The following is a 26,396-nucleotide window of genomic DNA, read 5'->3' as shown; positions in this document are numbered from 1 at the left end:
TCTTAGAATTGTTCTAATTATATATCCGATATTTTCATTTGTCAACACCTTTTGGGAAATATGGACATTTTATTTTTTTATGCTATACTGAAAAAGTGGATTTTATTTTGTTGCCGATGCATGCCCGACATCGGAATATAACTGAAATTCCAATGGTCAGACTGCATTTCTGTAACAAAGCCCACCGAAAAAATATGCTGTAAGGAACGTGATGAACATGAAAGATTCTTTGAAGAAACTATTTGACGAAAAGCTCGTCACCCCGGACGAAGCTGTTCAATGCATCCGGAGCGGGCAGACTGTCTATATCGGCACCTGCACCAGCACCTGCTACGAGCTGGCGCGCGCCCTCGGCCGCAGATCGGACGAACTGGAAAATATTACAATCGGATGCTCCAATCTGTTTAAGCCGCTGGATATCATGACTGATCCAGATCGATTCCGTATCATTTCATATTTTATGGGACCGACGGAGCGTCAGGCCCAAAAGGCAGGTTCACTGGATTACACCAGCATTCACCTGAGTCTTGTCGACATCTTCTGCCGCGAAACCTGTCCCCCGGACGTCGCCTTCCTGGAGGTTTCCCTTCCTGACGAGGACGGATACATGAGCTTCGGAGCGACCGGCGTTGCTCTGAACAAATTCATTCAGGAGCAGGCGAAAACTGTTATTCTGCAGATTAACAAATATGCCCCCTATGTTTACGGAGAGGACAACCTTATCAATATCCGGGACTGCGACATGGCGGTTCGTTTCGACGAGGAGATCGCCGAAGTTCCCAATATGGAACCCACCCCTGAGGTCAAAGCCATCTCTGAATATGTCATCGATCAGATTCCGGACGGCGCATGCGTTCAACTGGGAATCGGCGGAATCGGAAACGCAGTGGGCTTCGGTCTTCGGAACCGGAACGATCTGGGAATCCATACGGAGCTGATGACCGACTCTCTGGCTTTCCTGATGAAGAACGGAAACGTCACTAACAGAGGCAAACGGGTTCTGCCGGGAAAATCTGTGGCAGCCTTTACTCTTGGTGAAAAGGCGCTGTATGAATTTGTCGATCACAACAAAGACATGTATTACATGCCATTCACCATTGCCAACGACCCCAGAATCATTGCAAGGAACGACAGGGCAGTCTCCGTCAACAGCGCCATCTGTATTGATCTGATGGGACAGGTCGCAGCAGACAACATCGCCGGAAGACAGTTCAGCGGAACCGGAGGTCAGCTGGATTTTGTACGGGGTGCCCAGATGTCCAGAGGCGGCAAGTCGTTTATCGCCGCAACCTCAGAAAACATCAGCAAACACACAGGAAAGGTCAGCAGCCGCATCGTTGCTTCACTTCCGACCGGTGCAGCGGTCACCACGCCTCGCTCTGATGTGCAGTACGTCGTCACGGAATACGGCTGCGTGAATCTGAAGCCGCTGACCATAAAAGAACGTGCTCATGCGCTGATTTCCATCGCTCATCCTGATTTCCGCGATGAACTGACAGAAGCGGCCAGAGCAGCCGGGTTATATTAATTGATCTGAGACAAAGGAGGACAGAATGGATCCGAGAGACAAAAAACTGGCAGACCTGCTGGTGAACTATTCCTGTAAAGTACAGAAGGATGAAAAGGTTTTAATCGAATATGAAGGAACCGAATGCGTTCCTCTGATTCAGCAGATTGTAAGAGACGTTTACCGGGCAGGCGGAAAACCCTTTGTAAACTGCAGCGACAGCCTCATCACCCGTGAGCTCCTCCTGGGGGCTGATGAAGAACAGCTGAGTTATATGAACGATTACAAACTGTATCAGTTGAGGGACGTTGCCGCATATATCGCAGTGCGTGCCGGCGCCAATACTGCGGAACTGGCTGACGTTCCGGCCGAAAAACTGAATCTGTACAGCAAGAAGCTGACTCCTGCGACAGACTACCGTGTGGACAGAACCAAATGGGTCGTTCTCAGATATCCCAACGCTTCCATGGCACAGCTGGCCAATACCAGCCAAGAGTCCTTCGCGAATTTCTTCTATGATGTATGCACGCTGGATTACGCAAAGATGAGCCGGGCCATGGATCCTCTGAAGGCTCTGATGGAACGCACGGACAAGGTCCGCATTCAGGGTCCCGGAACCGACCTGACATTCTCCATCCGGGGAATCCCGGCTGTAAAATGTGCCGGAGAATGCAATATCCCCGACGGAGAGCTTTACACTGCACCGGTCCGTGAATCGATGAACGGCGTCATCAGCTACAACACGGCTTCCCAGGAGCAGGGGTTCACCTTCGAAAACATCCGGTTTGAAATCGAAAACGGGAAAATCATCAAAGCCGCAGCCAACGATACAACACGGATCAACCAGCTGCTGGATACGGATGAAGGAGCAAGATATTTCGGCGAGTTCTCCTTCGGTTTCAATCCGTACATCCTGGAGCCCATGAAAGACACTCTGTTTGATGAGAAGATCTCCGGAAGTTTTCACCTGACTCCCGGCATGTGCTATGAAGATGCTCCCAACGGAAACAAATCCGCAGTTCACTGGGATCTGGTCATGATCCAGAGGCCGGAATATGGCGGCGGCAAAGTCTGGTTCGACGACGTTCTGATCCGGGAAGACGGCCGGTTCGTTCTTCCGGAGCTGGAAAGTCTGAACCCCGAGAACCTGAAATAACGGACGTCTGCGTGGCGGGAACCGAACGAACGCACTGCTTCCGCTGCCTGTTCACATCCTTTGTACTCATCTTCAGTTCACTATCAAAACAGAGCTGTCACACTGATTCCTGATTCAGTGCGGCAGCTCTGTTTATTTTCTCATGCTTGTTAAATTGCTTCGCCGATACGTCTCATACCGTCGACAGCCGGAGTTCTGAGCACATCTCCGGGTTCACCGACTCCCGGAACGACAATGTGTCCGCGGTCTTCCCATTTCATGATATCCGCGATTTTCCGATATGTCGTCACCGCTCCGTCACAAGCCGACGGATCAGGCAGTTCGCAGCAGATAACCATGAAACTCTCCTTCACCGGAAGTTCGGTTCCGGAGCAGAAGAAAGAATACATCTTATCGATAGTGGCCTTCACCTGCGCCGGAAAAGAAAACCAGTACAGAGGAGTGAAAATCGCCAGTGTATCCGCCTGTTGGAGACAGGATGCGAATTCTTCAAAATCGTCCTGCCAGGAACATGGATGTCCGGTGCTGAAGCATGTCTTGCATGCGACACAGCCGGTCACATTTTTTCTTCCCGCATCGAAACGCAGGATCCGGTGTCCACGGCTCTGTGCGCCCTGAATAAATGCCTCCGCCATGATGTCGGAATTTCCTCCCTGACGCGGACTTCCTGTAAGGACTAAAATCGTTTTACTCATTTTTTGCCTGCCTTATTCGTTTGAAACAAGTGTTCGCTCGCGAAATCGCATCAGATTCCGCAGACGTTGACACAAAACATCTAAAACGACGTGCGGCAGGGAAATTCCTTCCGCACCGCACGTCATATTTTCAGAATGGCTCGATTGAATTGTTAAGCGATCTTACGTCTGTTTCTTCCGTAAATCCCCGACAGCTTATTTTCCTTCAATCGACGGCAGGATTCCCTCAACCTCAACGTGCGGACGAGGAATCACGTGTACGGACAGCAGTTCGCCGACACGCTGCGCGGCAGCGGCACCAGCGTCTGTAGCAGCCTTGACCGCACCGACATCGCCTCTGACCATGACGGTTACCAGTCCTCCGCCTACGAACTCTCTGCCGATCAGATATACATTCGCCGCTTTTACCATAGCATCTGCAGCCTCGATGGATCCAACCAGTCCCTTAGTTTCGATCATTCCCAATGCATCATACTTAGCCATTTTCTTATCCTCCTAATATTTCTAATTAGATTTTATATTGTTATTTAACATTTTTCAACTATTTTATGATCCTGAAATGCGATTTGGAGCTGACGCCGAAAGCGTTCGCTTCCTCCGTATCTACGTGGCATTCCAGTGCGCTGGTGTCGGTTGCTCTGATAAGCACATTCCTCATAACACCGCCGCGTTCCGTATCAAAATCGATGGAGACCACATCGCCGTCTTTAACACCATATCGCTCCGCCTCCGCAGGAGTCATATGGATGTGACGCTGAGCGACAATCGTTCCCTCTGTCAGCACTACGCTCCCTTTGGGGCCGACCAGCGTGACACCCGGCGTACCGGTCAGATCACCCGACTGACGAACCGGTGCTTTGACGCCGAGCCTGAAGCCGTCTCCGGCCAGGATTTCAACCTGTGTCCTGCTTCTGACCGGACCGAGAACACGAACCTTTTCAATCGCTCCTTTCGGACCGCAGACGGTCAGCGTCTCCTTACAGGCGAACTGTCCCGGCTGGCCAAGATCCTTGATGGCAGTCAGTTCATATCCTGAGCCGAACAGTACATTCAGATCCTGCTGGGACAAATGCAGATGCCGATTGGATACGCCTACCGGAATATCCGACCCGTCTGCACAGGTTTCTGCCCCGCAGCCGGCTGCAGTTTTTCCTGCGCTGGCCATGGCCGCATCGACAAGCTGTCTGATCAGCTGTTCATAATTCTCCATTTATCATTCTCCTTTCAGAGCCTTCACCATGGAATTGATCATGTCATTCAGCTGGGCAGTGTTGATTCCCTGATCCCCTGCCGCCGGCGCTGCCTGCGGTGCGGGAGCCGCAGACGCCGCTCCGTTCTGGATCTCGGAAGGAGACGGTGCTCCTGTGATATTTACCGGGCTGTACGGAGCACAGGTTCCGCAGGTGGGGCTGTATCCGATATAACTCTGTACAGGTGCTGCGGGAGCCGGTGTGCACTGCGGAGCAACCTGCGCCGGAGCATATCCGCCGTTCAGCTCAGGATGATTGAACGTCGGATCGTTCGCCGCCAGGTTCGCACAGTCCACGAGGCCGTAAGCGACTCGTTTGACATTGATCAGGTGCAGCGGCGATACATTCTCCGAAACAGAACTTCCGCCCCAGGTTCCGCATCCCAGTGTGAAGGATGGAGCCAAACCGGTGCTCGCACCGACGCCACCCATGCTTCCGCCGGTGTTGACCAGAATTCTGGACGCCGGTTTCGCGGAGAATTCCATAACCATATTTCTGTCCTGCGTATGGATGCTCATCGTATGGCCGATTCCGTTCTGCAGGAGTTTTTTGCTGAGTTCACATGCTTCGTGCCAGTCCTTCACTGTGTAGAACGCCAGCACGGAGGTCAACTTCTCGAAGGACAGCGGATACTCTTTTCCGACGCCGCCCATCGGTCCGATCAGTACCTTTGTGTTGTCAGGGACACTGAATCCCGCCGCGTTCGCGATGACCAGCGGAGATCTTCCGACAAACTTGGCGCTCATGGAAGTCGTTCCCGGCCGGAACAGAATCTTGCAGACCTTCTCAGTTTCCTCGGGGCTCATGAAATATCCGCCCTGCTTCCGGAATTCCTCGATGACCTGATCTTTGTTGCATTCCTCTGCGATGACTGACTGCTCAGACGCACAGATTGTGCCGTAGTCAAAGCTCTTGCTCGCAATAATGTTCTTCACAGCCTCTGCAACATTCGCTGTTCTCTCGATGTACGCCGGGGAGTTCCCTGCGCCGACGCCAAGAGCCGGTTTACCGGAGCTGTACGCAGCCTTGACCATTCCCGGACCGCCGGTGGCAATGATCATCTTGACGTCCGGATGATGCATCAGTTCGTTAGTTGCGGGCATGCTGGGCATCGAAACGCATCCGATGGTGTTTGCCGGTGCACCCGCCGCTTCTGCCGCTTCCTTCATTAATGTAGCTGCTCTGAGCGTACATTTCTTTGCAGATGGATGCGGAGCGAAAACAATCGCATTTCTCGCCTTGACCGCGATCATTGATTTGAAAATCGCGGTCGATGTCGGATTCGTGGAGGGAACAATTCCCAGCAGGAGCCCGACCGGCTCTGCGATCTCGATTGTTTTGTTGACCGGATCCTCCCGGAGAACGCCGGATGTCTTCATTCCCTTAATATAATTGTAGAGAACGGTTGAGGCGAAATGATTCTTGTAGGTCTTGTCCGGAACCTTTCCGAAACCCGTTTCCTCAACAGCCATCTGCGCCAGCTCATATGCGTGCTCTTCCGCTACGCGTACCATGTTCTGCAGGATCTTATCGATTTGCTCATCTGTGTATGTAGCGATCTGCTCTGTCGCGATCTGACCGGCTCTGGCAAGATCTCTGGCCTCCTGTACGGAGCGCAGATCAAAATCCATATTCTCCATTATGCAGCACCTCCTTTTAAATTGCTAAAACTTGTTATTTCTTGTAGTATTCCTCGAACTGATCAATGAGCGCTGATTTGTTCGAGTGGGTAATTTCTCTGCCTGAGATGCCGAACTGTCCGTTATATTCACGAGCCAGTGTCCTCAGCTCAACTACCTTCTTCCCGGAAAGGATCTCCCGGACTGCGTCGGCGCCTTTGGCCTCAACAATCTCGTCGAGCTCTGCCTTATGGAGATTTTCAGGGATTTCGACCGTTCTGCTCTCCCCGGTCTCTTCGATTTCCGCGGGTTCTTCCGTTGTATTCTCCGCGTGTTCCTCTGCCTCTTCTACCGTCTCCGACGGAGTTCCTCCGCCTTCATTTTCTTTGTTCCGGCTACTTATGTGAGACTCCTCATCGTCAGGATCGGAGATTTCTTCATCATCCCCGGGAATCCTGTTCACGATCAGACCGCTGAGTGTCGAATGCGGTCTCGGAATGACGTGAGTTGAAACAATCTCACCGCCCATTCTCTGAACCGCTGACGCCGCCGCATCGACGGAAGCCTTGCAGGCCGCTACATCACCGGCAATCACGATCGTCACAAGTCCGCCCTTTACGAATCTTCTTTCGATCAGCGTAACCTCCGCTGCCTTCAGCATCGCATCGGCACTTTCGATTGCGGGAACCAGACCCTTTGTTTCAATCATACCAATTGCTTTCATAGTAATTGCTCCTTTTCAGATTACTCGTCGTTAACTGCTTTCATCTATTAATACGTTGCGTAGAACGTCTTGGCAAATGTGTCGCCGCTGCTGAAGCGGACCTGCTGTCCCTTCTGGATGAAGAACGTATCGCCTGGATAAGCCGTATGCTCTTTTCCGTCGATTGTGATCGTCATCTGTCCCTCGACAACATAATGCGTTTCCTGGATTTCCACCGGATAGTCGAATGTGCAGTGATCCACCGTCATGAAGCCGGATGCCACTGAAGCGCCGTCATCCGCCCCGACGATCTCCTGGTACATGACTTTGCCGTAATCAGCAGGCACTCCGGTATCCAGAACCTCCATTTTGATGCCCTGTCCCCGGACCAGTTTCAGACCGTTCTCACATTCCGCGGTGTAGGGAGCATTTCCGGACGCCGCATTCAGGCTGTTGACGAATCCGTCCAGCAGTCCCTGATCCGCCAGTTTCTTCAGCACCTGATAGATCATGTCGCTGCTCAGGCTGTCTCCTTCACACGCGGGCTGTGCAGCGGATGTCGTCTGTGCCGCGGGCGCAGCCGGTGTACAGCAGCCGGCGGCCGGCGCGCAGCCTTCCGTAAGCTCGATTCCGTTCGCGCGTATCATGTCCCGAGCGGCCGGTGTGATCAGAGTGTTATCGTCAATGCAGATGCTCTTCTGTCCCTTCTCGATGAATTCTCTGACACACTTCTCAGTTATCAACGTTTTCATTTAGTTTCACTCCTTTCATTATAGTAGTGATTCTATCAATCGATCGGAAGGTGATGGAATAACTTCCGCGTTGACCAGAAGTCCCTTTTCCTTCGCAATTGCCATACCGGTATCGACACCGGTCTGAACTGCCGCAACCTCTCCGGTAAAGGTGAAGTATGATTTGCCGCCCAATCCATTGCCGAGTCTCAGTTCAATGGGCTCCAGCTCCGCTGACTTGAGAATCTCATCTGCCGCGATGATCATCGTCGCCAGTGAGAAGGATTCCATAATTCCGACGGCATCCAGCTTCTCCGGCATCGTTGCGCCGGTAATCGCCGGGAATACGGATTCTGTTACATTCGGCACGACAATCGAATCCACAAAGAATTCTTCGGCCAGCTGTTCTCCTAATGCTACGGAGGACTGAACCGCCGCAACATCGCCGGTCACAATAGTGATGTACTTGCCCGGGCAGGTGCTGACCGACGTGACAATCTCCACCTCTGAGATCTTGACCATCTGATCCGCTACATATATGCCGCGCGCAATGCTCGTAAATTCGACCATTCCTATCGCTCTCTGCATCCTGCTACCTCCTAATCGCGATGTACTTGTCTGTGACTTCGGTTACTTCTCCACCGATGCTGGCGTGTACAGCCGCGCCTAAAGCATCCTCCGGAATTCTGCCGATCATCTGACCGACGGTTACTCTATCGCCCGCGCGGACAATCGGCTGCGCAGGTGCGCCTACATGCTGAGACAGCATGATATGCACTTCCTGAGGCTCCAACCGGATGTCAGACATCGGCGCGGGAGCGTCAAACCCGGTGAGCCCGATCCTGGCGATCAGGCGATGGCTCGGAACCAGACGCCAGTCTCTGTTCTTGTTCGGCTTGTATTCCCGGTTCTCGTCTCTCTGGAACCGGACGCCCGCCTTCATCGTCTCATCCTTCAGGGCCATGTTGGCCATCTTGGGATGGAGTCCTATCGGACATGCGAAGTATTCACAAAGATTACACTGGCAGCAGAGCTGTCCGATGGTCTTTCCCTGCATGTCGTCTCCGCCGTAGAGCATGAACCGCATCGCTTTATGCGGTGCCGTATCGTGTCCGATCAGCGCTCTGGGGCACATATCCGTGCACATACGACACTGCTCACAGGTGGCGTGATTGATTTTCCGCGCCTGCGGATCGGTGACTTCCTTCTTTCTGATAAGCGGATGATCCTTCCTCAGGATGACATATCCTTTGTTCTTCTTGACGACAAAACCATGGATATCTGCCAGCAGCGGTCCCATCATCGGTCCGCCGTCGATAACTTTGTATTCAGAGAAATCCGTGATTCCCGACAGCTTCAGCACATCCAGCACCGGTGTTCCCACAGGGACCTTCAGTGTCAGCCGGTTGGGAATGTCGCCCGCCACCGTGACGTAGGTCTCCGTGACCGGAAGTCCCTTTGATGCGTTGTAAACGTTCAGCGCCGTCTCAGAATTCATGACGACACAGCCGCACATGATAGGGATCCCCGCCTCCGGAACCACTCTTCCGGTCAGCTGATAGACCAGAACCTGCTCGTCTCCCGCAGGATAGATATCCGGCAGAATCCCTACAGAAACGTAATCAGTGAAACCGATTCTGTCAATCGTGTCTCTGAGAATCTGAATTACGTCGCCATGCTTTCCTTTGATTCCGATGATCGCCTGTTTCGCGCCGACCATCCTTCCGGCCATCTCAAATCCCCTGATGATTTCCTCCGGGTACATGGCCATCAGCTGCTGATCCACGCGGAGCAGCGGCTCGCACTCCGCTCCGTTCATCAGAATGTAATCTGCATTTGATGTCAATTTAGCATGAGTTGGAAATCCGGCTCCGCCGGCTCCGATCACGCCCGCACTTTTGATTTGATCCAGAAGCGCCATACTATACCTCCCAGACTCCTAAAATTCACAGTCTTCATCTATGATACCGACAATCGCGGCATCGACCGGTATGCTGTCATCCTCCACCATTCTTCTGGCGGACGATCCCAGCGTTACCAGTACTCTGTCTCCGATTCCGGAACTGATGGTATCCACCGCCACAAGGCGCTGTCCATCATTCTTCCCTCCGCCGATCACTTCCACAAGCATCAACTTGTATCCGTTCAGAAGCGGCGTCTTTCTGGTCGCCCAGATATTATCAATCAGCTTAGCCGTCAGCACTGTACTTACTCCCCTCTGCGTCTTCCTGAATCGCGCGGAGCGCTGATTCCACAGACGCTGTGTCTCCGAATATTGCCAGCATAATCATGTTCTGCGGACAGCTGCCTCTGATATCCTCCACCGTAACGCCTACGGTTTTTTCTGCGATATCGGCGGCAACCACCATTTCAATCAGCCTGCCCTGCACAAGACCTACGGCATCGATGCTTTCCGGCCTCTGAGAGGAGGGAGTTCCCTTACGTCTCATCAGGATATCGATCGTCCCCTGCGAGGGGGTCTTAATGATTCTGAATTCCATCTCTGCCTCTTCCCGTGTCTACCATTTTCCTTCGTATTCCTCCTGCCTGCAGCTGAGTGCGATTCCCAGCGGCGTGACGAACATCGGATTCCTGGGTTTATGCGTGTAGATTCCTGTTTTCTTCTCGATGGTACCTTCGATCCCGGTCAGACAGCAGGTTCCTCCAACAAGGGAGATCTCCTCAACCTGATGTCCCTCGATATGCTCGTTGATGATGGCCGCGACCTTTTCGATCACCGGCTTGAGCACCGGAAAGATTTCTTTGTGATTGTCCGGATCCCGTTTGAACACCTCTGCATCCTCGAAGGGCATTTTGTAAGCGCCGGACAAAACCAGTGAAAAGTGTGTTCCCCCTGTAGGTTCGTCGGCGATATAAACAACCTTTCCGTCCTTGAAAATAGAGATTCCGGTCGTTCCGCCGCCGATGTCGACAACCGCTCCGTTCTGGATCTTCAGCACCTCGTTCGCAGCTGTAGGTTCATCCAGCAGGTTGCTCAGAGTGAATCCTGCTCCCCGCACGACGTTCTCCACGGCACCGGAATCGACAGTTTCCGTTCCCGGCGGGATTGCGGCTGCCGCATAAACCAGTTCTGTATCCAGTTTCTCCTCCAATTCCTGCTTCATTTCACGGACGATCTGAACAGCTCCGATGTAGTCCACGACCATGCCGTCTCTGACGACGTCGGCATATTTGTAACATCCTGCCACCGGCTCGTAGTTCTCATCCAGCACCGCCACAACCACGCAGGCGGTTCCGAGGTCGACGCCGGTATAATACACAGACGATTTGTGAAGTTCCGGCTTTTCGCAGACCTGCTCGAACTTCTCCACCAGTTGATCGCAATACTCAAAGTTTACTCGTTTCTCAGACATTCTCCCCCTCCAAAGGCCTTGCATATCAGCTGCGAAATGCAGTTGATGATCTGATTCAGTCTTTCTGTCACTGCCTTGTTGGTACAACGGACTTCCATAACGGTGACCTGCACCTCATAAAGCTCGCAGCGCAGCCGGTGCAGCAGCAGAATCTGCCGCCCCTTCTCTGTCTGCATATGGAATTCTGTGATATCAAAGCAGTCGCCTATGTCACAGCAGAATGTCTCCGCCGTCATTCCTCCGCATGTTCTGAACGGAACCGGCTCGAAGGTCTTCCCCTCCTTCGCCATGTACTTGATTTCCTCGAACTTTCTGCCAAGCTGCAGAACCTCCTGCGCCAGAACCACGTCGAGTTCCATCAGCTCCGATGCGGTCAGAAGAAACAGGGCCTCTGCGGATTTCAGACACGCTCCCAGCCTTCTGTCCTTCAGAAGATCCGGAGTGCCGACACCCGGCTCTCTGCCTGCCACGACTCCATCGCCGACGTGCATCGCTGTTCCGTCTGCGAATACATTGATCTGTCTGTCCTGCAGGAACTGTCTGGCGCCCGGAGTCAGTCTGGCGCCCGGCTGGATTTCATAGCTTGTAAAAGGATCTTTTCTGTAGATGTCTCTCAGATCATCTTCCGTTATGAATTTCATGTTTCTTCGACCTTTCAATGATGTCTTTCAGCACGTATTCCTTCAGTTCCTCTATGCCTTCGCCCGTTTTCACACTGACCCGGAAATAAGGCTCCTCAACGCCGATGTATTTCAGCTGTTTCCGGCATGTCTCCTCATTCTCCGGATGAAGATCACATTTGGTAATCACTCCCGTAACCGGGTAGCGGAAAACCTTCGCGAATCCATGAGAATATTTGTCGACGGGATTGCTCTGATCCACAAGAATCAGAATATGTCCCGCATTGTTCTGTGCCGCGGATATGAGATGCTTGTACATCCAGGGATTTTCCAGGTATGCACCCGGAACGTCTATGGTGTATTTTCCGAATATCATATCCTGCGTTTTTCTCGGCGGTCGTTTTTCTCCGTTGATGGCATCCACCAATGCCGTCTTTCCGGACTTTCCGGTACCGATCACCATTATTTTGCGCATCAGGTCTTTGTAACCTCCACTGTACTGAATCCCAGCAGATTGCACAAGGTGTCCGTTACCGCCTGCAGCGCCGTCTCCACGCTCTGCACGTCTCCGGAAATGACGACAGAGCCTGTAAATCTGTCGAGGAAGCCGATCTGGACATCCGCAGCTTTCGTCGCGATATCAGCCGCAATGATCGCCGTCTCATAGGGAGACAAAGTCAGGATGCCGATGGCTCCCGCCTCGTCAATCCCAAGACGTTCGTAGATGTCCGTCATGGGCGCGGCGATGACATGAGCAATGGTCACCTGTTTGCCGGGAACCGATTCCTCTATGACACGCTGCAGTTCATCATTTGTTTCCTTGATTACACCCATAGCTACCTCAGAAAAATAACTGTCTAGTGCCGGATCACTGAAACCGGCAGATCGAACGGTTTGATATAACCTTCAATGCGATCCAGGTCCTCCTGTGAAAGACTCGGATCCTCCTTGATCTGGTATTCCATATCAAGCTGTCCGTACTTGTTTACTCCCATCTTGTGATACGGCAACAGATCGATTCCCTTGAAATTCTTCATATCCTTGAAAGGAAGCAGGAATTTCATTGTATTCTCGATCTCTTCACGACTGTCGTTCACACCCTTCAGCATCGGCATCCTGATCTTTACATTATGCTTTGTATTCAGAAGCTCCGTAAGATTTTTCAGGATGATTTCGTTTCTGACGCCTGTCAGTTCACTGTGCCTGTCCGAATTGAAATGCTTGATGTCAAACAGGAACAGATCCACATATTCCGCGATTTTCATCAGTTTGTCGTGGGGCGTATAGCCGCAGGTCTCGATCGCAGTATTAACGCCGTTCTGTTTTGCTGTCTGCAGGAGACTGAGACATGCCTCAGGCTGCGCCGTGCATTCGCCGCCGCCCAGGGTCATACCTCCGCCGGACATATCGTAGAACATCCGATCCTCCAGTACCACATCCATGATTTTCGAAATGGTCTGAACCTCTCCGGCAATGTCCAGCGCGTTATACAAACAGGCATCCATGCACTTCCGGCATCCGATGCAGTCGATTTCCCGATTCACAGTATGTCCCTGCGCCGTAATGCTGTGAATGCCTTTGGGGCACACCGGAACGCATGCCCCGCAGCTTACACAGGCGTCTTTCTTGAACATGACCTGGAACTTTCGTTCCAGTCCCTCCGGATTGGCACACCATTTACAGCGAAGCGGACAGCCTTTGAAAAATACCAGCGTCCTTACCCCCGGACCGTCGTGCATATTATATTTTTGTATGTTGAATATAGTAGCTTTACGCTCCAGCGCTTCTCCGTTGCCGCTCATTATGCTGAACTCCTGCTTATATTACTGTTGTTTAAAAATGTGTCAGCATGGTTCTGCTGATAATCTCATCCTGCACGTCCTTGCACAGTTCCGTGAAGAATGCACTGTAACCGGCGACACGAACAACCAGATCTCTGTAGCTGTCCGGATCCTTCTGTGCAGCAATCATGTCTTCATTGTTCACGTAGTTGAACTGCATCTCGCCGTTCCCGAACAGGCAGGCGGTTCTCAGCAGAGTGATCAGACCCTGTTCGCCCTCCGGTGTATCCAGGATTCCCGGCATCAGCTTGAAGTTGTGCACCAGGCCGATGTTCATGTTGTCGTTAGACATCTTCGAGACGGACTTGATGATGGCCGTCGGTCCCTTCTTGTCTGCGCCCTGTGTCGGAGAAATTCCATCCGACAGCGGCGTCCACGCTTTCCGTCCGTTAGCGGAGGCGCCGGTCATCTGTCCGAACGGCGTATTGTTGGAGATGGACAGCGTTCCGTGGGACATCTGCGCGAACAGAGTCTTGTACTTGCGGTGTTCCATCTCGGTGAAGTTGATCAGATCCGTGCAGATGAGATCTGCATAATCGTCATCATTTCCGTATTTCGGCGCTGCCAGGCAGTCCGCTCTCATCTGCTCGTAGCCGACGAAATCTGCCTTCAGGCCCTCGTTCAACTGCTCCAGCGTATATTTTTTGTCATCGAATACCAGTTTCTTAATCGCCGCCATTGAATCCGCATAGGTCGCGAGTCCGCTCCAGACGACGCCCGGTCCGTAATTGTACATCGCGCCGCCGGCCTCAACGCCTCTGCCCTTCTCCATGCAGCCTTCGAACATGATGGACATCAGCGGCTTCGGCGCCAGATCTCTCTGTACTCTCTGGGAGATTACCGTCATAACGGCAGTCCACTTGGTGATATACTGGATCTGCGCCTTGACCGCTTTGTCAAAGTCCTCATAAGTCTTATACTGCGTGAGAGGACCAAGATCAGGTGTGACCTGCTTACCGTACCAGAGAGGTACACCGTGATTCAGCACCAGCTCGATGCAGATCGGCCACTGGGTATAGGAGGTGGAGGTCCACTGATACAGTCTTCCGGACTTCTGCGGTTCTACACAGCCCATCAGGCAGTAATCTCTCGCGTCCTCAATCGACACTCCCTTGGCAAGCATCATCTTAATATGAGTATCGTCGAAATGGCAGGCCGGGAATCCCATTCCCGCTCTTACGACGTCTACTATCTTCTCCATGTACTTCTGAGGCGATTTGTTGTGAATCCGGCAGGCCAGCGACGGCTGATAAATCTTCGTGAATCTCACCGCGTCCATCAGCAGGTAGGTCAGATCGTTGGTCGCGTCGACACCCTCACGGGTAACGCCGCCTACGCACATGTTAACAAAGGGCTGATATCCGGCGAAGAACTTGGATGCGCCTTCACTGGTTACCCACATCATCTCGGACATCTTGATCAGCATGCAGCTCGCCAGTTCAAACGCCTGAAACTGATTCATTCTGCCGGACTCCATATCCGCCTTGTAGAACGGATACATATACTGGTCCACACGTCCGATGGACATGCCGGTCTGATTTTCCTCTACCGGAAGCAGGGACTCGACGGTCCAGACTGCCTGAATAGCTTCCCAGAAGGTTTCCGGCTTGTTAGCGGGAACCTTGGCGTTGATCTCTGAGATCTTCAGGAGTTCTGCTTTCCTCGTCGGATCGGTGCACTGTCCCGCCAGCTGCGCAGCATAATCAGACAGTCTTTTCGCGTAGATCATGACGCCTTCAGTCGTGTCGATCACGCCTTTATAGAAGTAGATTTTATCAATATCCGTCGGGTTGGCGTAATCCAGTTCCTTCAGATGCTCTCTCGCCTCCTGCTGGATGTCCTTCATGCCCTTCTTCATCAGGATCACGTCGTATCCGGGGTTGGAATCGCCGCCTCCGTTCTGCGCGTGATAGGAACAGTCTGAAACAAAGGATTCGCCGGAAAGTTCCCAGCCGCCGCATTCCTTGTACTGGTCTTCACAGTACTCGTCAACGGATTTTCCTTCCCAGAAGGGGAACAGTTCCTCTTTCATGTATTTCTTATCTTCATCAGAAATGTAGAACGGATCCTGGTCTCTGGTTCCGATGGTATCCAGCTCGTCTCTCATCCATTTCCATGCGATGTCCGGAGCAAACGCGCCGACACGGGGACCGCCCGTCGGATTTCCGACGATCAGCTCATTATCCTGAATGATCAGTGGAGCAGTCTCGCAGCAGTGGCGGAACGCCTTGGCTCTCAGAATGATCTTCGGCATTCCGGGATTCGCCTTTGTGATTTCTGTGACCGCTCTCGCGCGGTATGTGGAAATCGACGGAACCTGCTTTCTGTAGTTATCCTTCAGCGCTTTGATTCTTGGCGTAGGTCCGTCCGGCTGCCAGTCCGGAGAAGACGGAGCCGGAGCTGCCGCGGCTGGCTGCGCTGCCGCCTGCGCCGGAGCTGCCGCTTCCTTACGTTCCATTTCTTTAGTAACATTCTCAAACATGGACTTCAGTGCGTTGCGCTCTTCCGCCGACATGTCTTTCGTAGCTTCCGCCAGTTTGTTTGAAAAATCACGAATGTCCAATGGGTTACCTCTCTTTCGTTTCAGGTTTCCACCTTGTTCTTATATGTTATTTACTCTCCTCAGTTCTTCTGTTCCACAGCCTCCCTGAGAAGTCCCTGTATTACCCTGACCTGTTCCGCAGTTTCAATATCCTGCGTCTTTATTCTCGGTTTATCCGGGAGCCGGTCTCTTCCGAAGAATTCACGATCCGCCGTCTCCACGCTCCGGACGCCGAATCCCACCTTCCTGACATAAATCAGATTTCTCGGAGACACATTGTCTGAGGTGATCCCCAGTCCGGACGAGCCGCTGCCGAGAGTCATCGCCGGAAACATATTAGTGGATGCTCCCATGCTCCCGAAGGTTGCAGGCGTATTGACAAGTATCCTTCCGACCGGTTTGCGAAGCATGAACTGCCGGATCACATCGCCGTCCGTTGAATGGATGACCAGCGTGTGTCCGCGTCTGTCCTTCAGCAGCAGCTCGATGCACTTCTCACAGGCGTGTTCCCAGTCATCTTCGATGAAGAACGCCACTACCGGCGCCAGTTTCTCCCTCGCATATGGATTCTCCTGCGACGCATACTTCTGCTCCGAAACCAGGAGCACCGTTTCCGGAGGAATGCTGAACCCGGCTCTCTTCGCCAGCGTCTCCGCCGTAACTCCCACCAGCGTGGTGTTGGCCGAGCCGTCAGAATTGAAGATCAGCTTCGCCAGCTGCTCGGATTCACATTCAGTCATGAAGTACGCATGATTCGCCATGAACTCTGCTCTGACCTGTTCCGCGACGGGAGCATCGACTACGACGGACTGCTCCGCCGCCGGCAGAAGGCCGTTATCAAAGGTCTTGCTGCTGATGATGTCCCGAACCGCCTGACGCACGTCTGCGGTTCTTTCGATAAATGCCGGACCGTTTCCGGCTCCGCCGTAAATCAGCGGTTTTCTCGCTTCGTACGCTTCATCGAGCATTCCCGGTACACCAGTAATCAGGAGAAGCGATGTGGAAGGATGATGCATCAGCTCCACAGTACCGCTTTTGGTCACGGTATGCAGATAACTGAGTGCTCCCTCCGGAAGCCCGCTGGCCTCCGCGGCCTCAATCATGATATCCAGCGCTCTTCCGATTGTGTCTCTCGCTCTGGGATGCGGCGAAAAGATGATCGGATTTCCGGCCTTCACTGCAATCAGCGCTTTGTAAATCGTCGTCGATACCGGGCTCGTTGCCGGACAGAGCGCCACGATCACGCCCACGGGAACACCGACGTCCATCAGCCCCTTCTCGGGGTTCTCGCCGATCACGCCGACACACCGCATTCCCCGCAGCTGCTCACGCAGATAGCCGCAGACAAAGCGATCCTTCGCATACTTGTCTTTCCAGTTGCCGTAATCAGTCTCTTCGCTGGACAGCACTGCGAGTTCCTCGACGTGGGGCTCGACTGCGTCCGCCATGGCTTCCACGATCCGGTCAAGCTGTTCCTGCGTGAACAAAGCAAGTTCCGCCTGCACGCCGCCCGCGTTTTCCGCCAGAATACGCGCTTCCTGGATGGAGAGCAAATCATTGTCTATGATATTCATCATCGTCACTCCCTCCAGTCACATCTCTAATACGGCAACAGCTTATCCAGTGTATATCTCTCAATGATCTTTTCCAGTCCCGGATGGGGCGTCGCGATAACGCAGGAACTGTACACCTCCGCGCCCATCTCTTCAACGGCCTTGATTCCGGCTTCGACCGCCGACTTGCAGGCCGCAACGTCGCCTCTCGTAAGAATTGAGATGTAGCCGGACGCGGTATTTTCATAACCGACGACTTCCACCTCTGCGGCTTTCACCATCGCATCCGCCGCCTGAAGCATGAATACCAGTCCGAAGGTCTCAATCATACCCAATGCCTGTCCCTGACCTTTATTACTCATGTTTAAATCCTTCCTGTACTGTATCGAAATCAATAACAATCGACATCGTGGCAAGATACGATATCGCCGATATCCGGAATCGGCCGCGGCATTACATTCTGCGCCGTCAGCGTTCCGATCGCCGCCGCCGCTCTGGCGCCCGCCTCTACGGAAGCTTTACATGCCGCAACATCGCCCTTGACAATAATCGTAACCAGCGTGGATCCGATATTTTCATAGGAAATCAGTTCCACATCCGCAGCCTTCAGCATCTTGTCACAGGCATCCAGCGCAGGAACCATGCCGATGGTTTCGACAAGTCCGATTGCCTGTTCGCCGTAATATCTGCTCATACGTAATCGCTCCTTTCTGCAAAGTCCATGTGATTACACTTCTTTAATCTGATTTCAGTTACTTTGATTCTACAGTTTCCCCCTACGGAAATGTCAATGACGGAAATGCTCCCGACCTGAACGAGGTCCCTTTTTGGTGCTCAATTTTCTGAAAATTATTGATTTTTTTGGGGTTTTCAGGGCTTTTTTTTGCATTCCGCGGCAGAACAAAAAAAATTATTATGGAATATTTTTACATAAATGAAACAAAAACCTTCCCCCTTGGGGAATAGTATTGCCATATTCTGGAAATTGCGACTCAAAAATTTTTCTTCTTGTTAAGAAATTGACGAAACCGCTGTGTTTCCTTTATTCTGCCATTTCGGACGGTACGGTTTCTCCTTTGATCCGGATGAATTCCCCGAAAAAAGCATTGACCGCCCCACTTCCCCTAGAGTATAATCAACGCAACATTGTGAAGAATCGAAACCAACGATTCTAAGTATTAGTTCTTTGATTTTTATTTGTGAGGTGAAATTATGAGCAACTTAGCAAACGCTCCCGCAAATGCTCTGGCAGCAAAGGAAGCGCGCGACAAGTCTTTTCGCAAGAAAGGAATTCTGATCGCACTTTTATCCGGTTTCCTCTACGGTGGATACACCGCGTTCATGACGCATGGAATGGAGTCCGGCGTCTGGATTGACTTCTACGGTGCAACCGGCATCGCCAAGGGTCTGTCCGCGTTCGCGCTGATCTACACGCTGAGTGCACTGGGTGCTGCGGTCAACGACCTCTGCTCCGCAGTCTGGTCTCTGATCTACGCAGCGATCATCGGTCGTCTGGGAGACTTCAAACGGTCCCTGAGAACCAAACCCGGAAGAATCCTGATCATCGCAGCGATCATCGGCGGACCTTTCGCGTCCACCTGTTATGTAATCGGACTGCAGATGGCGGGTTCCATCATCGTTCCGATCGCGGCTTTGAACGCGGCAATCGGCGCGATTATCGGAAGATTTCTTTATAAGCAGAAGTTGTCCGCAGGAATGATTCTCGGTATCGTGATCTGCTTCTGCGCAGCGGTGCTCATCGGGAGCACCGGCATGACCGGACTGTCCTTCGACGGCAAGGCTGTTCTGGGTATGGCCGCGGCGTTCCTGGCAGCTCTCGGCTGGGGTATCGAAGGCGCAGTCGGAGGCTATGCGTGCTGCATCGTAGACTATGAGGTTGCGATTGTCATCCGTCAGTGCACTTCCGGAATCGTGAACGCGGTTATCCTTGTCTCCATCCTTTCCATTATGGGCGGAGACAGAATCGGAACCGGCTTCCGGCTTCTGGGCGCGGCTCTGACAGACGGTCCTTCCATCTGGATGTTCTTCATCGCCGGTATGTTCGCATCCTTCTCCTTCAAGTTCTGGTACAAGGGAGCATCGATGTGCGGCGCGGCGCTGGGCATGGGCTGCAACGGCACATATGCGTTCTGGGGTCCCTTCTGGTGCTTCATTGTCATCGGACTGGTCTTCGGTGTTGACGGTTACGCCATTCCCTGGCAGGGATGGGTCGGCGCCCTCATCATGGTCGTTGGTATCGTCATCCTCGCTATTTCTCAGGACAAGGCTACAAAGGAGGCGTAAACTATGCTACCACTGAATATGGCAATTCTGAAATTCTTTACAAGCGGCAAGGAGGCCTGCCGTGCTGACGTGCAGGATGCGCTGAGAGCCCAATACGGCACTTTCCGGGCCTTCAGCGACAAGCAGATGGACGAGGCTCTCCAGACTGCCTGCTCCAACGGTCTGATCGCCGAGAACAGGCTGGAGATGGACAGCAGCGGAAACCTGATCATCTACTACAAATCCGACCAGGAAATGATCGACACCATCAGAAAATACGTCGACTGATTCATCATTTCACAGCAGATTGACCGCAAACAAAAAGAGCTGCTGCACTAAACTGATTAGTGCGGCAGCTCTTTTCTGTACGCTGTTTCAGAAGCGTCGCGCCTCGGGACACGGACATTCACACCGGCTGTCAGCGATGCACATCCAACCGGATCTCCGTAACAAACATCTCTGTATTCTTTGTGGTCCAATAATCGGTCACATACCTTTCCCAGGAGGAATCTCCCAGAAGGTAGCCATGGCTCCGGGCCCAGTTCTCCATCTTATGGTAAGTGTCCGCAATTGTATTGTGAGGGCCGATATGATAGCATGACAGCATCATACAGCCACCCATCTGCGTCAGATATTCCTTATGTCTGGGTCGGATCATCTTCTGCAGCAGCCGCATCCTGGTGCATCGGTTGTCAATACGGTCTTTATACGATGGAAATTCAATCATGACCGGCCCTGTAATCTCAACCGCAAGCTGATCGAGGAACTCCGTCCACTCCAGATTAATCACAGCTTCCTTGGGATCGCCGATGTACTCCTGATCCATAAATCCGAACTCATCCGGTTCAATATATTTAACGGAAACCTCCCGCGCATCGTTCAGAATAACGGTCTGCGCCTCCAGCAGCAGCGAATACCAGTCACGCACTGAAGTCAGCTGGTTCTCGATGCTGACCTGCTCGTCTTCCAGCTCGCTGATTTTCCGCAGGAATCCATGTTCAATCTCCTGATACTCCTCTGTATCCATCAGATTTCTCATCTCTTCCAGCTTGAACCCCATCTGTTTGTAATATTTCAGAATCGTCAGGTTCAGAAGAGCCTCCCGGGAATAAAACCGGTAGTTGTTGCTGCCGACCTTGTCCGGGTGGATCAGTCCGATCTCATCATAAAAACGCATCGCTTTGCGGGATACGTTACATAACCTGCTGACCTCGCCGATTGAGTAAAATTCCTTGATCGTTTCCATTTTGTCTCCTCCGGAGAAACTTGTCCTGATGTTCTGATGCTCTACTGTGACTGCCGTTCACCATCTCTGCCGGCCAGCGCCTGTTCCGCAGCCTCCAGTCCGGAGTACCCGTAGAACTCCGCGATGCCCCGCTGAATATCCAGCACCATATCCGGATTCTGCTTTACATCCCGCAGCAGCAGCCGCAGCGTTTCCTCCGAATAGGTTTTCAGTTCGCCGATGGAATAGGATTTCACCGATGTTTCACCTCGTTCATCGCCGACCGGCCGGCCCGCCCCCGCAATCCGAGGAAACAGACCGGCGAATCTCCGGTGAGAGATCAGCTGAAGACTGACAATCTCCGCAATCAGACGTCCCTTCTGCTCCGAAAGAGCCGGCAGCGATGCCTGCAGATGTTCCCGGTAATATTCCGGATCAGTGAATTCCATCATATACGCGTATTTTTCCGTCAGAAGGTTCCGTCCTGACGCCGCAGCCTGCCTCAGATCGTTCAGGTAACTGCGCAGAGTGTCCTCGCTCCATGTCGCATCCTGGCTGTACCGCATGATGTAAAATGTGTTCCAGTCATCCTGACAGCCCGCCCGGCCCCCGATGTTCTCCACTTTCTGAAACATATTCCATTCCAGCGAGACAATCTCACTGATCAGTCTGTCTTTCTCGCTGCGGTTTCTTTGTACATGCTCCATAATCTGTTCCTTTCTCCGATCCTCAGCCACAGTCCGCCATCACATGCAGCCTGCGGATCTCAGGATCCTGTATTCCCGCCATAATCTCGCCGCTGTGTGGGGCCAGGAAGGAATCCTCCGATGAGGAAAAGTCCTGCCGTCTCAGTTCTTCTGCCACTTCCGCGCATATTCCCTCAATGAGGCTCTGCGCTTCTGCCGGAGGAACAACCTGCTCCAGATCAGCCAGACGACGCAGACGCCGGACTGAATCCTGCAGAATCGTAAGTTCTCCCGCAGCCCTGAACGCCCATTTATAAAATGGCATGTATTTACGGTTCAACAGAAACACCGCGGAAAGAGCCGCCTGTACAAATTCATTCATCGCGAAAAAAGCCGCGCCTCTGTCTCCCCGCTGAACACAGCGCGGATAATTATATTGCCCCGCCTGTGCCATCACTGCGGCTCTGGCGGCCAGCTTCTTGCGAAGCACATCGGTCGGGTAGAAGGCAAGCAGTTTCCGTCGGACAGCAGTAAATTCCCCCTCAGGATCCGAGAAGACCTCACCGTTTGTCGCAACAGAAAGGAACCTCTCCGGAACATTCATCCACTGCATATTGGTCTCCGGTGCTCCCGGACAGTTCGTATACCGCTGATAAAAGTAATCTATTCGAAAAAGGCCTACCCGTCCCTTCCCTTCCGGGGTTTCGTTCCGGGTATATCCCATGAATTCTTTCGGAAGACTGTCATACAGAGCCTGAATTTCTTTTCCCACTCTGACTGCCGTATCTGATGTGACCCAGAGGCAGAAACCCGGACCGAAATCATGATCCTGTGAATATGCGTCATCGTATCCGTAGCATTCAGATCCCTCGCCTACCAGTCCTGCCGCGATACGGCCCTGATATTCCGGCAGAGCCTGACGAATCAGCGGCGCGCCCAGTTGCGTATAATACGCGCGAGCCAGTTCCATGCCCTTCATTTTCTCATCTCCGCTTCCACCATTTTCAGGTTGTTTTCAATCATCGTGTAATATGCGGACTTTCCGAAATCACGCCGGATCAGTTCCAGCGCCTTTCTGTACTGCTCCGCAGACGCCTCAAAGTTTCCCCTGTAGTATTCCAGCGCGCCCATCGCCGCGACGGCGGATGCATAATGAATGTCCATCCCGCCTGCATCATGCTCATAGATTGCCGCAGCTGTCTTCAGGCTTTCCTCCGCCTCCCGGTATTTTCCGAGACGGGTCTGCACCTCTCCCAGGTTGATCAGACTTGTGGCCATATCCAGACGCGCGTCCGGAATCTCGGAAATGATCAGGATGGACTTGCGCGCCATCTTTTCCGCTTCCTCCAGATCTCCGTTCTCCCGGTACAGTGAACTGATATTATTGCACAGCGCTGCCATGCGGTAGTCTCTGCCCAGTCCAAGCTGCTCCAGGAGATCCTCAGCCTTCTTATACATGCCCAGCGCCACGTCATATTCATGCGCAGAATTATGGGAATTCGCCGCATTCATCAGCGCGGTCGCATAATTCTCGTTCCGATCCTGACCGATCGACTCCAGGGCCTTCAGAACACTGTCGTTCAACAGTTTCGCCTCATCCACCTTTCCTGCTGCGCGATAAAATCCTCCCAGTTCATTACTGACCGCGATAATCAGAGAGATATTCATCTCCTCTTGCGCCGTCTTCAGACTTCCGAGAAGGTACTTCTCTGTCTCACCGTAATCGTGCTGTCCGTACATCCGGTCAAGCCCTTCGTAAAAGCTTTTTATATCTATAGTCTGTGCCATATTCTCATCTCCGGTTTTTTATATTTCTGAAATCAGTCTTTACATAAATTTTATCGCATAACGCGGTTTAATTCAATCCGCAATTATTGACAAAACCGTGTTTTCGCGTTATCCTAAATCAGATTATAACAAATGATATTGCAAAACGGGGGGATTTTACCATGAACGACCAGTTTAATCAAAACACAAAGGATTCCCCGGAACAGCTCCGCATCGTGCAGGAACTGGTAGCCGGAAAGGAAATCACCCTTGCTCATATTATCGGCGGCCCGCTGCCTATCGTATATCAGAAATTGGGACTGAACCCGGAAATCGATTATCGCACTTCTGCCATCGGCATCATGAATATGACGCCGCCGGAGTCTGCGGTAATCGCCTCCGACATTGCCGTCAAGAGCGGAAACGTCTACCTCGGCTTTGCTGACCGTTTCAGCGGAACGCTGATCATCACCGGAGAAATCGCAGAGGTTACGACGGCGATCACGGAAATCGTCGAATATTTTCGTGAAACTCTCGGCTATGTCTGCTGCCCCATCACAAAGCGCTGAAGCGAGGTGATCCGCCATGCAGGAATACATCGGAAAAAACACAGACCGGGAAAGACTTATCCGTTACATCCGTTCACATTCCAGAAACGGACAGGCCCGGGTCACGCATTCCTCCGTTCCCGCCAGGGAAATCACACTTGCTCATATCATCGGGATCTCAGACCCCGCAGTCTACCACAACCTGGGACTCGACATCGGATTTCATGAGGGAAACGACCCACGGGGAAATTCAATCGGAATTCTTCATATGACCCCGCCGGAAACGGTGGTCATTGCCGCGGACATCTCCACCAAGATGGGGGAAATCGACCTCAGTTTTATGGACCGGTTCAGCGGAGCCCTGATTATTACCGGACCGCGCGCAGATGTCACAGTGGCCATCGAGGAGTGCGTCCGTTATTTCAGGGAAGAACTGCGTTACACCGTCTGTCCGATTTCAGACCGGTGAACTGGAGTATTAACAATTCAAACATATTCGACGGATGGGCACACATTGGACAAGTCCGTTGATCATGCCGGCTTACTGAATCGAAAAAGGAAATGACCTGCAAACAATGAAAAAAATGAAGAAGAAGCTCTTCCTGGCCGGCCGGAGCGAAGCGGGCAAAACCTCGCTCACTCAGGCGCTGAAGGGCGAAAACGTCCATTATCATAAAACTCAATATGTTAAAACCTGGGATATTACCATCGATACGCCGGGAGAATACGCCGAAACCAAAACCCTCGCGCTGGCCCTCGGCTGTTTTTCTTTTGATTCTGATGTGATCGGTCTGCTCTGCGCCGCCGACGAGCCCTATAATCTGTTTGATCCCGCGATTATCGGCGTGAGCACGCGGCCCATGATCGGCATCATCACCAAGATCGATTCCCCGCTGGCAAACATCCCCATGGTTCGCCAGTGGCTGGAGGACGCCGGCTGCGAGCGGATTTTCCCGGTAAACAACGTGACCGGGGAAGGCGTCGATGCCCTGAGGGATTATCTGATGGAAGAACCTGTCCCCCTCGATCTCGACCGGGTCATGGAGAACCAGGAGAAAGGTCTGAAGGACTGGGATCAGAGCGGCGGCACATCGGTGCAGCAGTCTGAACCTGAATAAATCTGTGAGAATCAGATGAACAGCGATTACCGCTCCCTCATCAGCGACCGTCCGACGATCAGTCTCTGAATCTCGTTGGTTCCCTCAAAGATCTGGAAAATCTTCGCATCCCGCAGCAGCTTTTCCACCGGATACTCCTCGCAGTATCCGTATCCGCCGAAAATCTGTACCGCCTCCACTGCGCACTCCATAGCGGCATCCGCCGCCAGGCATTTCGCGATCGCAGATTCCTTTGTTACCGGCAGACCCTTCTCAAGTCTTTCCAGCGCGGCACTGCAGCAGAGACGCGCCGCCTCTGTCTTCATTTCCATATCCGCCAGTTTGAACAGAATCACCTCATTCTCACTCAGCGGTTTACCGAACTGCCTGCGCTCCTTCGCATACGTCACCGACTCACTTATAGCGCGCCGGGCCACTCCCAGTGCCGTTACACCGCACCAGATCCGCGCCTGCTCCAGGGAACGGACCGCAAGGGAAAAACCCTCGCCCTCTTCGCCGATCCTGTATCCTGCCGGAACTGGTACGCGATTGAAACTGATCTCACAGGTTCCGGAATTCCGGATCCCCAACTTATGCTCCCGGACGCCGCGGGTCAGTCCTTCCGCATCACCGGGAACCAGAAATGCGCTCAGATTTTCCTTTGTTCCCCCATCCGGATCAGTCACAGCGAACACCACGAAGATCTCCGCATTGGGCCCGTTGGTCACAAACAGCTTGCTGCCGTCCAGGACGTAGTGGTCTCCCTGCCTGACAGCTCTGGTGCGGCAGCCGGAGAGGTCGCTTCCCGCCTGATCCTCCGTCAGACAGAATCCGGCGAATCCTCCGTTGAGGAGCACATCGTACACCAGTTTCTTCTGAAACGCACTGCCCGCGATTTCCACCGGAGACTGAGCGAGGCGATTTGCCATATATGATACTGCGAATCCGGCATCGCATGCCGCAAGTTCCTCCAACACAGCCGCCTGCTCCTGAAGTTCCAGACCTGCGCCGCCGTATTCCTCTTTTATGAACGCCGCTCCGATCCCCATTTCCGATGCGGCCTGATAAGCCTCCGCCGGCCACTCTCCGCTCCGGTCCGCATCCCGCAGCTGATCATCCAGCATCCTGTCACACAGTCTCTTCACATCGTCCAGTATGTCCTGTCCAAATTCTGTAATCTGATATCCCATCTCTGTCTC

At 52.7% G+C, this 26,396-nt stretch carries 30 protein-coding genes and 1 pseudogene; 7 read left to right on the top strand and 24 right to left on the bottom strand.

All coding sequences use genetic code 11. The features are described 5' to 3' along the window. Nucleotides 1–217 precede the first annotated feature (217 nt). Together FYJ64_RS04285 and FYJ64_RS04280 are read left to right on the top strand one after the other, a co-directional pair. Nucleotides 218–1,528 carry an acetyl-CoA hydrolase/transferase family protein gene (locus FYJ64_RS04285; RefSeq protein WP_206045538.1) on the top strand — a complete coding sequence of 437 codons (1,311 nt, stop codon included), beginning with the start codon at nt 218–220 and terminating at the stop codon, nt 1,526–1,528. 25 nt (nt 1,529–1,553) lie between these two features. Continuing rightward, the gene (locus FYJ64_RS04280; RefSeq protein WP_154574000.1) at nt 1,554–2,663 is read left to right on the top strand and encodes an aminopeptidase; all 1,110 of its coding nucleotides are present in this window, start codon (nt 1,554–1,556) and stop codon (nt 2,661–2,663) included. A 149-nt stretch (nt 2,664–2,812) separates the two neighbouring features. On the opposite strand, the gene FYJ64_RS04275 is transcribed toward FYJ64_RS04280, so the two are convergent. The 19 genes and pseudogenes from FYJ64_RS04275 to FYJ64_RS04185 form a co-directional block, all read right to left on the bottom strand. Then, nucleotides 2,813–3,358, bottom strand: coding sequence for a flavodoxin family protein (locus FYJ64_RS04275; protein ID WP_154573999.1), 546 nt, complete (start codon nt 3,356–3,358; stop codon nt 2,813–2,815). Between the two features lie 195 nt (nt 3,359–3,553). Then, nucleotides 3,554–3,841 carry a BMC domain-containing protein gene (locus FYJ64_RS04270; RefSeq protein ID WP_075712122.1) on the bottom strand — a complete coding sequence of 96 codons (288 nt, stop codon included), beginning with the start codon at nt 3,839–3,841 and terminating at the stop codon, nt 3,554–3,556. A 58-nt stretch (nt 3,842–3,899) separates the two neighbouring features. Next, the gene (locus FYJ64_RS04265; protein ID WP_154573998.1) at nt 3,900–4,568 is read right to left on the bottom strand and encodes a phosphate propanoyltransferase; all 669 of its coding nucleotides are present in this window, start codon (nt 4,566–4,568) and stop codon (nt 3,900–3,902) included. 3 nt (nt 4,569–4,571) lie between these two features. Continuing rightward, on the bottom strand, nt 4,572–6,248 hold the full coding sequence (locus FYJ64_RS04260) for an acetaldehyde dehydrogenase (acetylating) (RefSeq protein ID WP_154573997.1): 1,677 nt from the start codon (nt 6,246–6,248) through the stop codon (nt 4,572–4,574). Between the two features lie 442 nt (nt 6,249–6,690). Next, nucleotides 6,691–6,957, bottom strand: a pseudogene (locus tag FYJ64_RS11880) (BMC domain-containing protein); the annotation flags it as partial. Between the two features lie 41 nt (nt 6,958–6,998). Further along, nucleotides 6,999–7,682, bottom strand: coding sequence for a cupin domain-containing protein (locus FYJ64_RS04250; RefSeq protein ID WP_154573995.1), 684 nt, complete (start codon nt 7,680–7,682; stop codon nt 6,999–7,001). 18 nt (nt 7,683–7,700) lie between these two features. Further along, the gene (locus tag FYJ64_RS04245; RefSeq protein ID WP_154573994.1) at nt 7,701–8,249 is read right to left on the bottom strand and encodes a BMC domain-containing protein; all 549 of its coding nucleotides are present in this window, start codon (nt 8,247–8,249) and stop codon (nt 7,701–7,703) included. Between the two features lie 4 nt (nt 8,250–8,253). After that, the gene (locus tag FYJ64_RS04240) at nt 8,254–9,582 is read right to left on the bottom strand and encodes a 4Fe-4S dicluster domain-containing protein (RefSeq protein ID WP_154573993.1); all 1,329 of its coding nucleotides are present in this window, start codon (nt 9,580–9,582) and stop codon (nt 8,254–8,256) included. Between the two features lie 18 nt (nt 9,583–9,600). After that, a complete protein-coding gene (locus FYJ64_RS04235) occupies nt 9,601–9,864 on the bottom strand; it encodes a EutN/CcmL family microcompartment protein (protein ID WP_075712128.1) in 264 nt (87 codons plus the stop codon). Next, entirely contained in the window at nt 9,851–10,162 is a 312-nt protein-coding gene (locus FYJ64_RS04230) for a BMC domain-containing protein (protein ID WP_154573991.1), read from the bottom strand. Before FYJ64_RS04230 ends, FYJ64_RS04235 begins: the two co-directional genes overlap by 14 nt. A gap of 18 nt (nt 10,163–10,180) precedes the next feature. After that, on the bottom strand, nt 10,181–11,035 hold the full coding sequence (gene eutJ, locus FYJ64_RS04225) for an ethanolamine utilization protein EutJ (RefSeq protein ID WP_154573990.1): 855 nt from the start codon (nt 11,033–11,035) through the stop codon (nt 10,181–10,183). Beyond that, a complete protein-coding gene (locus tag FYJ64_RS04220) occupies nt 11,017–11,676 on the bottom strand; it encodes a cobalamin adenosyltransferase (protein WP_154573989.1) in 660 nt (219 codons plus the stop codon). The genes eutJ and FYJ64_RS04220 overlap by 19 nt, the downstream gene beginning before the upstream one ends. Further along, nucleotides 11,654–12,130, bottom strand: a complete 477-nt coding sequence (locus FYJ64_RS04215) for a EutP/PduV family microcompartment system protein (protein ID WP_075712132.1) — start codon at nt 12,128–12,130, stop codon at nt 11,654–11,656. Before FYJ64_RS04215 ends, FYJ64_RS04220 begins: the two co-directional genes overlap by 23 nt. Next, entirely contained in the window at nt 12,130–12,489 is a 360-nt protein-coding gene (eutS, locus tag FYJ64_RS04210; RefSeq protein WP_075712133.1) for an ethanolamine utilization microcompartment protein EutS, read from the bottom strand. Before eutS ends, FYJ64_RS04215 begins: the two co-directional genes overlap by 1 nt. A gap of 23 nt (nt 12,490–12,512) precedes the next feature. Beyond that, nucleotides 12,513–13,457 carry a choline TMA-lyase-activating enzyme gene (gene cutD, locus FYJ64_RS04205; RefSeq protein ID WP_154573988.1) on the bottom strand — a complete coding sequence of 315 codons (945 nt, stop codon included), beginning with the start codon at nt 13,455–13,457 and terminating at the stop codon, nt 12,513–12,515. A 31-nt stretch (nt 13,458–13,488) separates the two neighbouring features. Next, nucleotides 13,489–16,059, bottom strand: coding sequence for a choline trimethylamine-lyase (gene cutC / locus FYJ64_RS04200; protein ID WP_154573987.1), 2,571 nt, complete (start codon nt 16,057–16,059; stop codon nt 13,489–13,491). 59 nt (nt 16,060–16,118) lie between these two features. Next, nucleotides 16,119–17,615: an aldehyde dehydrogenase family protein gene (locus tag FYJ64_RS04195; RefSeq protein WP_427810812.1), complete on the bottom strand. Its 1,497-nt coding sequence runs from the start codon at nt 17,613–17,615 to the stop codon at nt 16,119–16,121. A 23-nt stretch (nt 17,616–17,638) separates the two neighbouring features. Continuing rightward, complete coding sequence (locus FYJ64_RS04190) at nt 17,639–17,953, bottom strand: BMC domain-containing protein (protein ID WP_075712136.1); 315 nt, start codon at nt 17,951–17,953, stop codon at nt 17,639–17,641. 29 nt (nt 17,954–17,982) lie between these two features. Further along, on the bottom strand, nt 17,983–18,285 hold the full coding sequence (locus FYJ64_RS04185; RefSeq protein ID WP_075712137.1) for a BMC domain-containing protein: 303 nt from the start codon (nt 18,283–18,285) through the stop codon (nt 17,983–17,985). Nucleotides 18,286–18,803: 518 nt separating this feature from the next. On the opposite strand from FYJ64_RS04185, the gene FYJ64_RS04180 reads away from it, so the two are divergent. Both FYJ64_RS04180 and FYJ64_RS04175 read left to right on the top strand, forming a co-directional pair. After that, nucleotides 18,804–19,895, top strand: a complete 1,092-nt coding sequence (locus FYJ64_RS04180; protein WP_154573986.1) for a hypothetical protein — start codon at nt 18,804–18,806, stop codon at nt 19,893–19,895. Between the two features lie 3 nt (nt 19,896–19,898). Then, on the top strand, nt 19,899–20,162 hold the full coding sequence (locus FYJ64_RS04175; protein ID WP_154573985.1) for a hypothetical protein: 264 nt from the start codon (nt 19,899–19,901) through the stop codon (nt 20,160–20,162). 130 nt (nt 20,163–20,292) lie between these two features. On the opposite strand, the gene FYJ64_RS04170 is transcribed toward FYJ64_RS04175, so the two are convergent. Genes FYJ64_RS04170 through FYJ64_RS04155 form a run of 4 tightly spaced genes read right to left on the bottom strand, consistent with a single transcriptional unit; the run spans nt 20,293 to nt 23,573 of the window. Continuing rightward, nucleotides 20,293–21,120 (bottom strand): MerR family transcriptional regulator, encoded by an 828-nt coding sequence (locus tag FYJ64_RS04170; RefSeq protein WP_154573984.1) that lies wholly within the window; start codon nt 21,118–21,120, stop codon nt 20,293–20,295. 41 nt (nt 21,121–21,161) lie between these two features. Then, a complete protein-coding gene (locus FYJ64_RS04165) occupies nt 21,162–21,806 on the bottom strand; it encodes a DUF4125 family protein (RefSeq protein WP_154573983.1) in 645 nt (214 codons plus the stop codon). A 22-nt stretch (nt 21,807–21,828) separates the two neighbouring features. After that, nucleotides 21,829–22,764 (bottom strand): DUF4037 domain-containing protein, encoded by a 936-nt coding sequence (locus FYJ64_RS04160; protein ID WP_154573982.1) that lies wholly within the window; start codon nt 22,762–22,764, stop codon nt 21,829–21,831. Continuing rightward, nucleotides 22,761–23,573: a tetratricopeptide repeat protein gene (locus FYJ64_RS04155; protein WP_154573981.1), complete on the bottom strand. Its 813-nt coding sequence runs from the start codon at nt 23,571–23,573 to the stop codon at nt 22,761–22,763. The genes FYJ64_RS04160 and FYJ64_RS04155 overlap by 4 nt, the downstream gene beginning before the upstream one ends. Nucleotides 23,574–23,734: 161 nt before the next feature. On the opposite strand from FYJ64_RS04155, the gene FYJ64_RS04150 reads away from it, so the two are divergent. The 3 genes from FYJ64_RS04150 (at nt 23,735) to FYJ64_RS04140 (ending at nt 25,218) form a co-directional block, all read left to right on the top strand. Then, complete coding sequence (locus FYJ64_RS04150) at nt 23,735–24,121, top strand: BMC domain-containing protein (protein WP_154573980.1); 387 nt, start codon at nt 23,735–23,737, stop codon at nt 24,119–24,121. A gap of 16 nt (nt 24,122–24,137) precedes the next feature. Further along, complete coding sequence (locus FYJ64_RS04145; protein ID WP_154573979.1) at nt 24,138–24,569, top strand: BMC domain-containing protein; 432 nt, start codon at nt 24,138–24,140, stop codon at nt 24,567–24,569. 106 nt (nt 24,570–24,675) lie between these two features. Continuing rightward, the gene (locus FYJ64_RS04140; RefSeq protein WP_235897105.1) at nt 24,676–25,218 is read left to right on the top strand and encodes a EutP/PduV family microcompartment system protein; all 543 of its coding nucleotides are present in this window, start codon (nt 24,676–24,678) and stop codon (nt 25,216–25,218) included. 26 nt (nt 25,219–25,244) lie between these two features. Here FYJ64_RS04140 and FYJ64_RS04135 read toward each other — a convergent pair whose 3' ends face one another. Further along, nucleotides 25,245–26,387, bottom strand: a complete 1,143-nt coding sequence (locus FYJ64_RS04135; RefSeq protein WP_154573978.1) for an acyl-CoA dehydrogenase family protein — start codon at nt 26,385–26,387, stop codon at nt 25,245–25,247. Nucleotides 26,388–26,396 lie beyond the last annotated feature (9 nt).

The organism is Hornefia butyriciproducens, from assembly GCF_009695915.1.
GTDB classification, from domain to species: Bacteria; Bacillota; Clostridia; order Peptostreptococcales; family Anaerovoracaceae; genus Aminicella; species Aminicella butyriciproducens.
This window is presented reverse-complemented; position numbering and strand designations above follow the sequence as displayed.

Coding starts and splice junctions, on each gene's coding strand:
- FYJ64_RS04245 (WP_154573994.1), bottom strand. CDS start 8,249: ATGCAGAGAGCGATAGGAATGGTCGAATTTACGAGCATTGCGCGCGGC.
- FYJ64_RS04190 (WP_075712136.1), bottom strand. CDS start 17,953: ATGAGTAATAAAGGTCAGGGACAGGCATTGGGTATGATTGAGACCTTC.
- FYJ64_RS04135 (WP_154573978.1), bottom strand. CDS start 26,387: ATGGGATATCAGATTACAGAATTTGGACAGGACATACTGGACGATGTG.
- FYJ64_RS04180 (WP_154573986.1), top strand. CDS start 18,804: ATGAGCAACTTAGCAAACGCTCCCGCAAATGCTCTGGCAGCAAAGGAA.
- FYJ64_RS04150 (WP_154573980.1), top strand. CDS start 23,735: ATGAACGACCAGTTTAATCAAAACACAAAGGATTCCCCGGAACAGCTC.
- FYJ64_RS04280 (WP_154574000.1), top strand. CDS start 1,554: ATGGATCCGAGAGACAAAAAACTGGCAGACCTGCTGGTGAACTATTCC.
- FYJ64_RS04165 (WP_154573983.1), bottom strand. CDS start 21,806: ATGGAGCATGTACAAAGAAACCGCAGCGAGAAAGACAGACTGATCAGT.
- cutD (WP_154573988.1), bottom strand. CDS start 13,457: ATGAGCGGCAACGGAGAAGCGCTGGAGCGTAAAGCTACTATATTCAAC.
- FYJ64_RS04260 (WP_154573997.1), bottom strand. CDS start 6,248: ATGGAGAATATGGATTTTGATCTGCGCTCCGTACAGGAGGCCAGAGAT.
- FYJ64_RS04140 (WP_235897105.1), top strand. CDS start 24,676: ATGAAAAAAATGAAGAAGAAGCTCTTCCTGGCCGGCCGGAGCGAAGCG.
- FYJ64_RS04270 (WP_075712122.1), bottom strand. CDS start 3,841: ATGGCTAAGTATGATGCATTGGGAATGATCGAAACTAAGGGACTGGTT.
- FYJ64_RS04285 (WP_206045538.1), top strand. CDS start 218: ATGAAAGATTCTTTGAAGAAACTATTTGACGAAAAGCTCGTCACCCCG.
- FYJ64_RS04265 (WP_154573998.1), bottom strand. CDS start 4,568: ATGGAGAATTATGAACAGCTGATCAGACAGCTTGTCGATGCGGCCATG.
- FYJ64_RS04195 (WP_427810812.1), bottom strand. CDS start 17,615: ATGATGAATATCATAGACAATGATTTGCTCTCCATCCAGGAAGCGCGT.
- FYJ64_RS04220 (WP_154573989.1), bottom strand. CDS start 11,676: ATGAAATTCATAACGGAAGATGATCTGAGAGACATCTACAGAAAAGAT.
- FYJ64_RS04185 (WP_075712137.1), bottom strand. CDS start 18,285: ATGAGCAGATATTACGGCGAACAGGCAATCGGACTTGTCGAAACCATC.
- FYJ64_RS04175 (WP_154573985.1), top strand. CDS start 19,899: ATGCTACCACTGAATATGGCAATTCTGAAATTCTTTACAAGCGGCAAG.
- FYJ64_RS04250 (WP_154573995.1), bottom strand. CDS start 7,682: ATGAAAACGTTGATAACTGAGAAGTGTGTCAGAGAATTCATCGAGAAG.
- FYJ64_RS04145 (WP_154573979.1), top strand. CDS start 24,138: ATGCAGGAATACATCGGAAAAAACACAGACCGGGAAAGACTTATCCGT.
- FYJ64_RS04155 (WP_154573981.1), bottom strand. CDS start 23,573: ATGGCACAGACTATAGATATAAAAAGCTTTTACGAAGGGCTTGACCGG.
- FYJ64_RS04240 (WP_154573993.1), bottom strand. CDS start 9,582: ATGGCGCTTCTGGATCAAATCAAAAGTGCGGGCGTGATCGGAGCCGGC.
- FYJ64_RS04160 (WP_154573982.1), bottom strand. CDS start 22,764: ATGAAGGGCATGGAACTGGCTCGCGCGTATTATACGCAACTGGGCGCG.
- FYJ64_RS04230 (WP_154573991.1), bottom strand. CDS start 10,162: ATGGAATTCAGAATCATTAAGACCCCCTCGCAGGGGACGATCGATATC.
- FYJ64_RS04275 (WP_154573999.1), bottom strand. CDS start 3,358: ATGAGTAAAACGATTTTAGTCCTTACAGGAAGTCCGCGTCAGGGAGGA.
- eutJ (WP_154573990.1), bottom strand. CDS start 11,035: ATGTCTGAGAAACGAGTAAACTTTGAGTATTGCGATCAACTGGTGGAG.
- eutS (WP_075712133.1), bottom strand. CDS start 12,489: ATGGGTGTAATCAAGGAAACAAATGATGAACTGCAGCGTGTCATAGAG.
- FYJ64_RS04170 (WP_154573984.1), bottom strand. CDS start 21,120: ATGGAAACGATCAAGGAATTTTACTCAATCGGCGAGGTCAGCAGGTTA.
- FYJ64_RS04215 (WP_075712132.1), bottom strand. CDS start 12,130: ATGCGCAAAATAATGGTGATCGGTACCGGAAAGTCCGGAAAGACGGCA.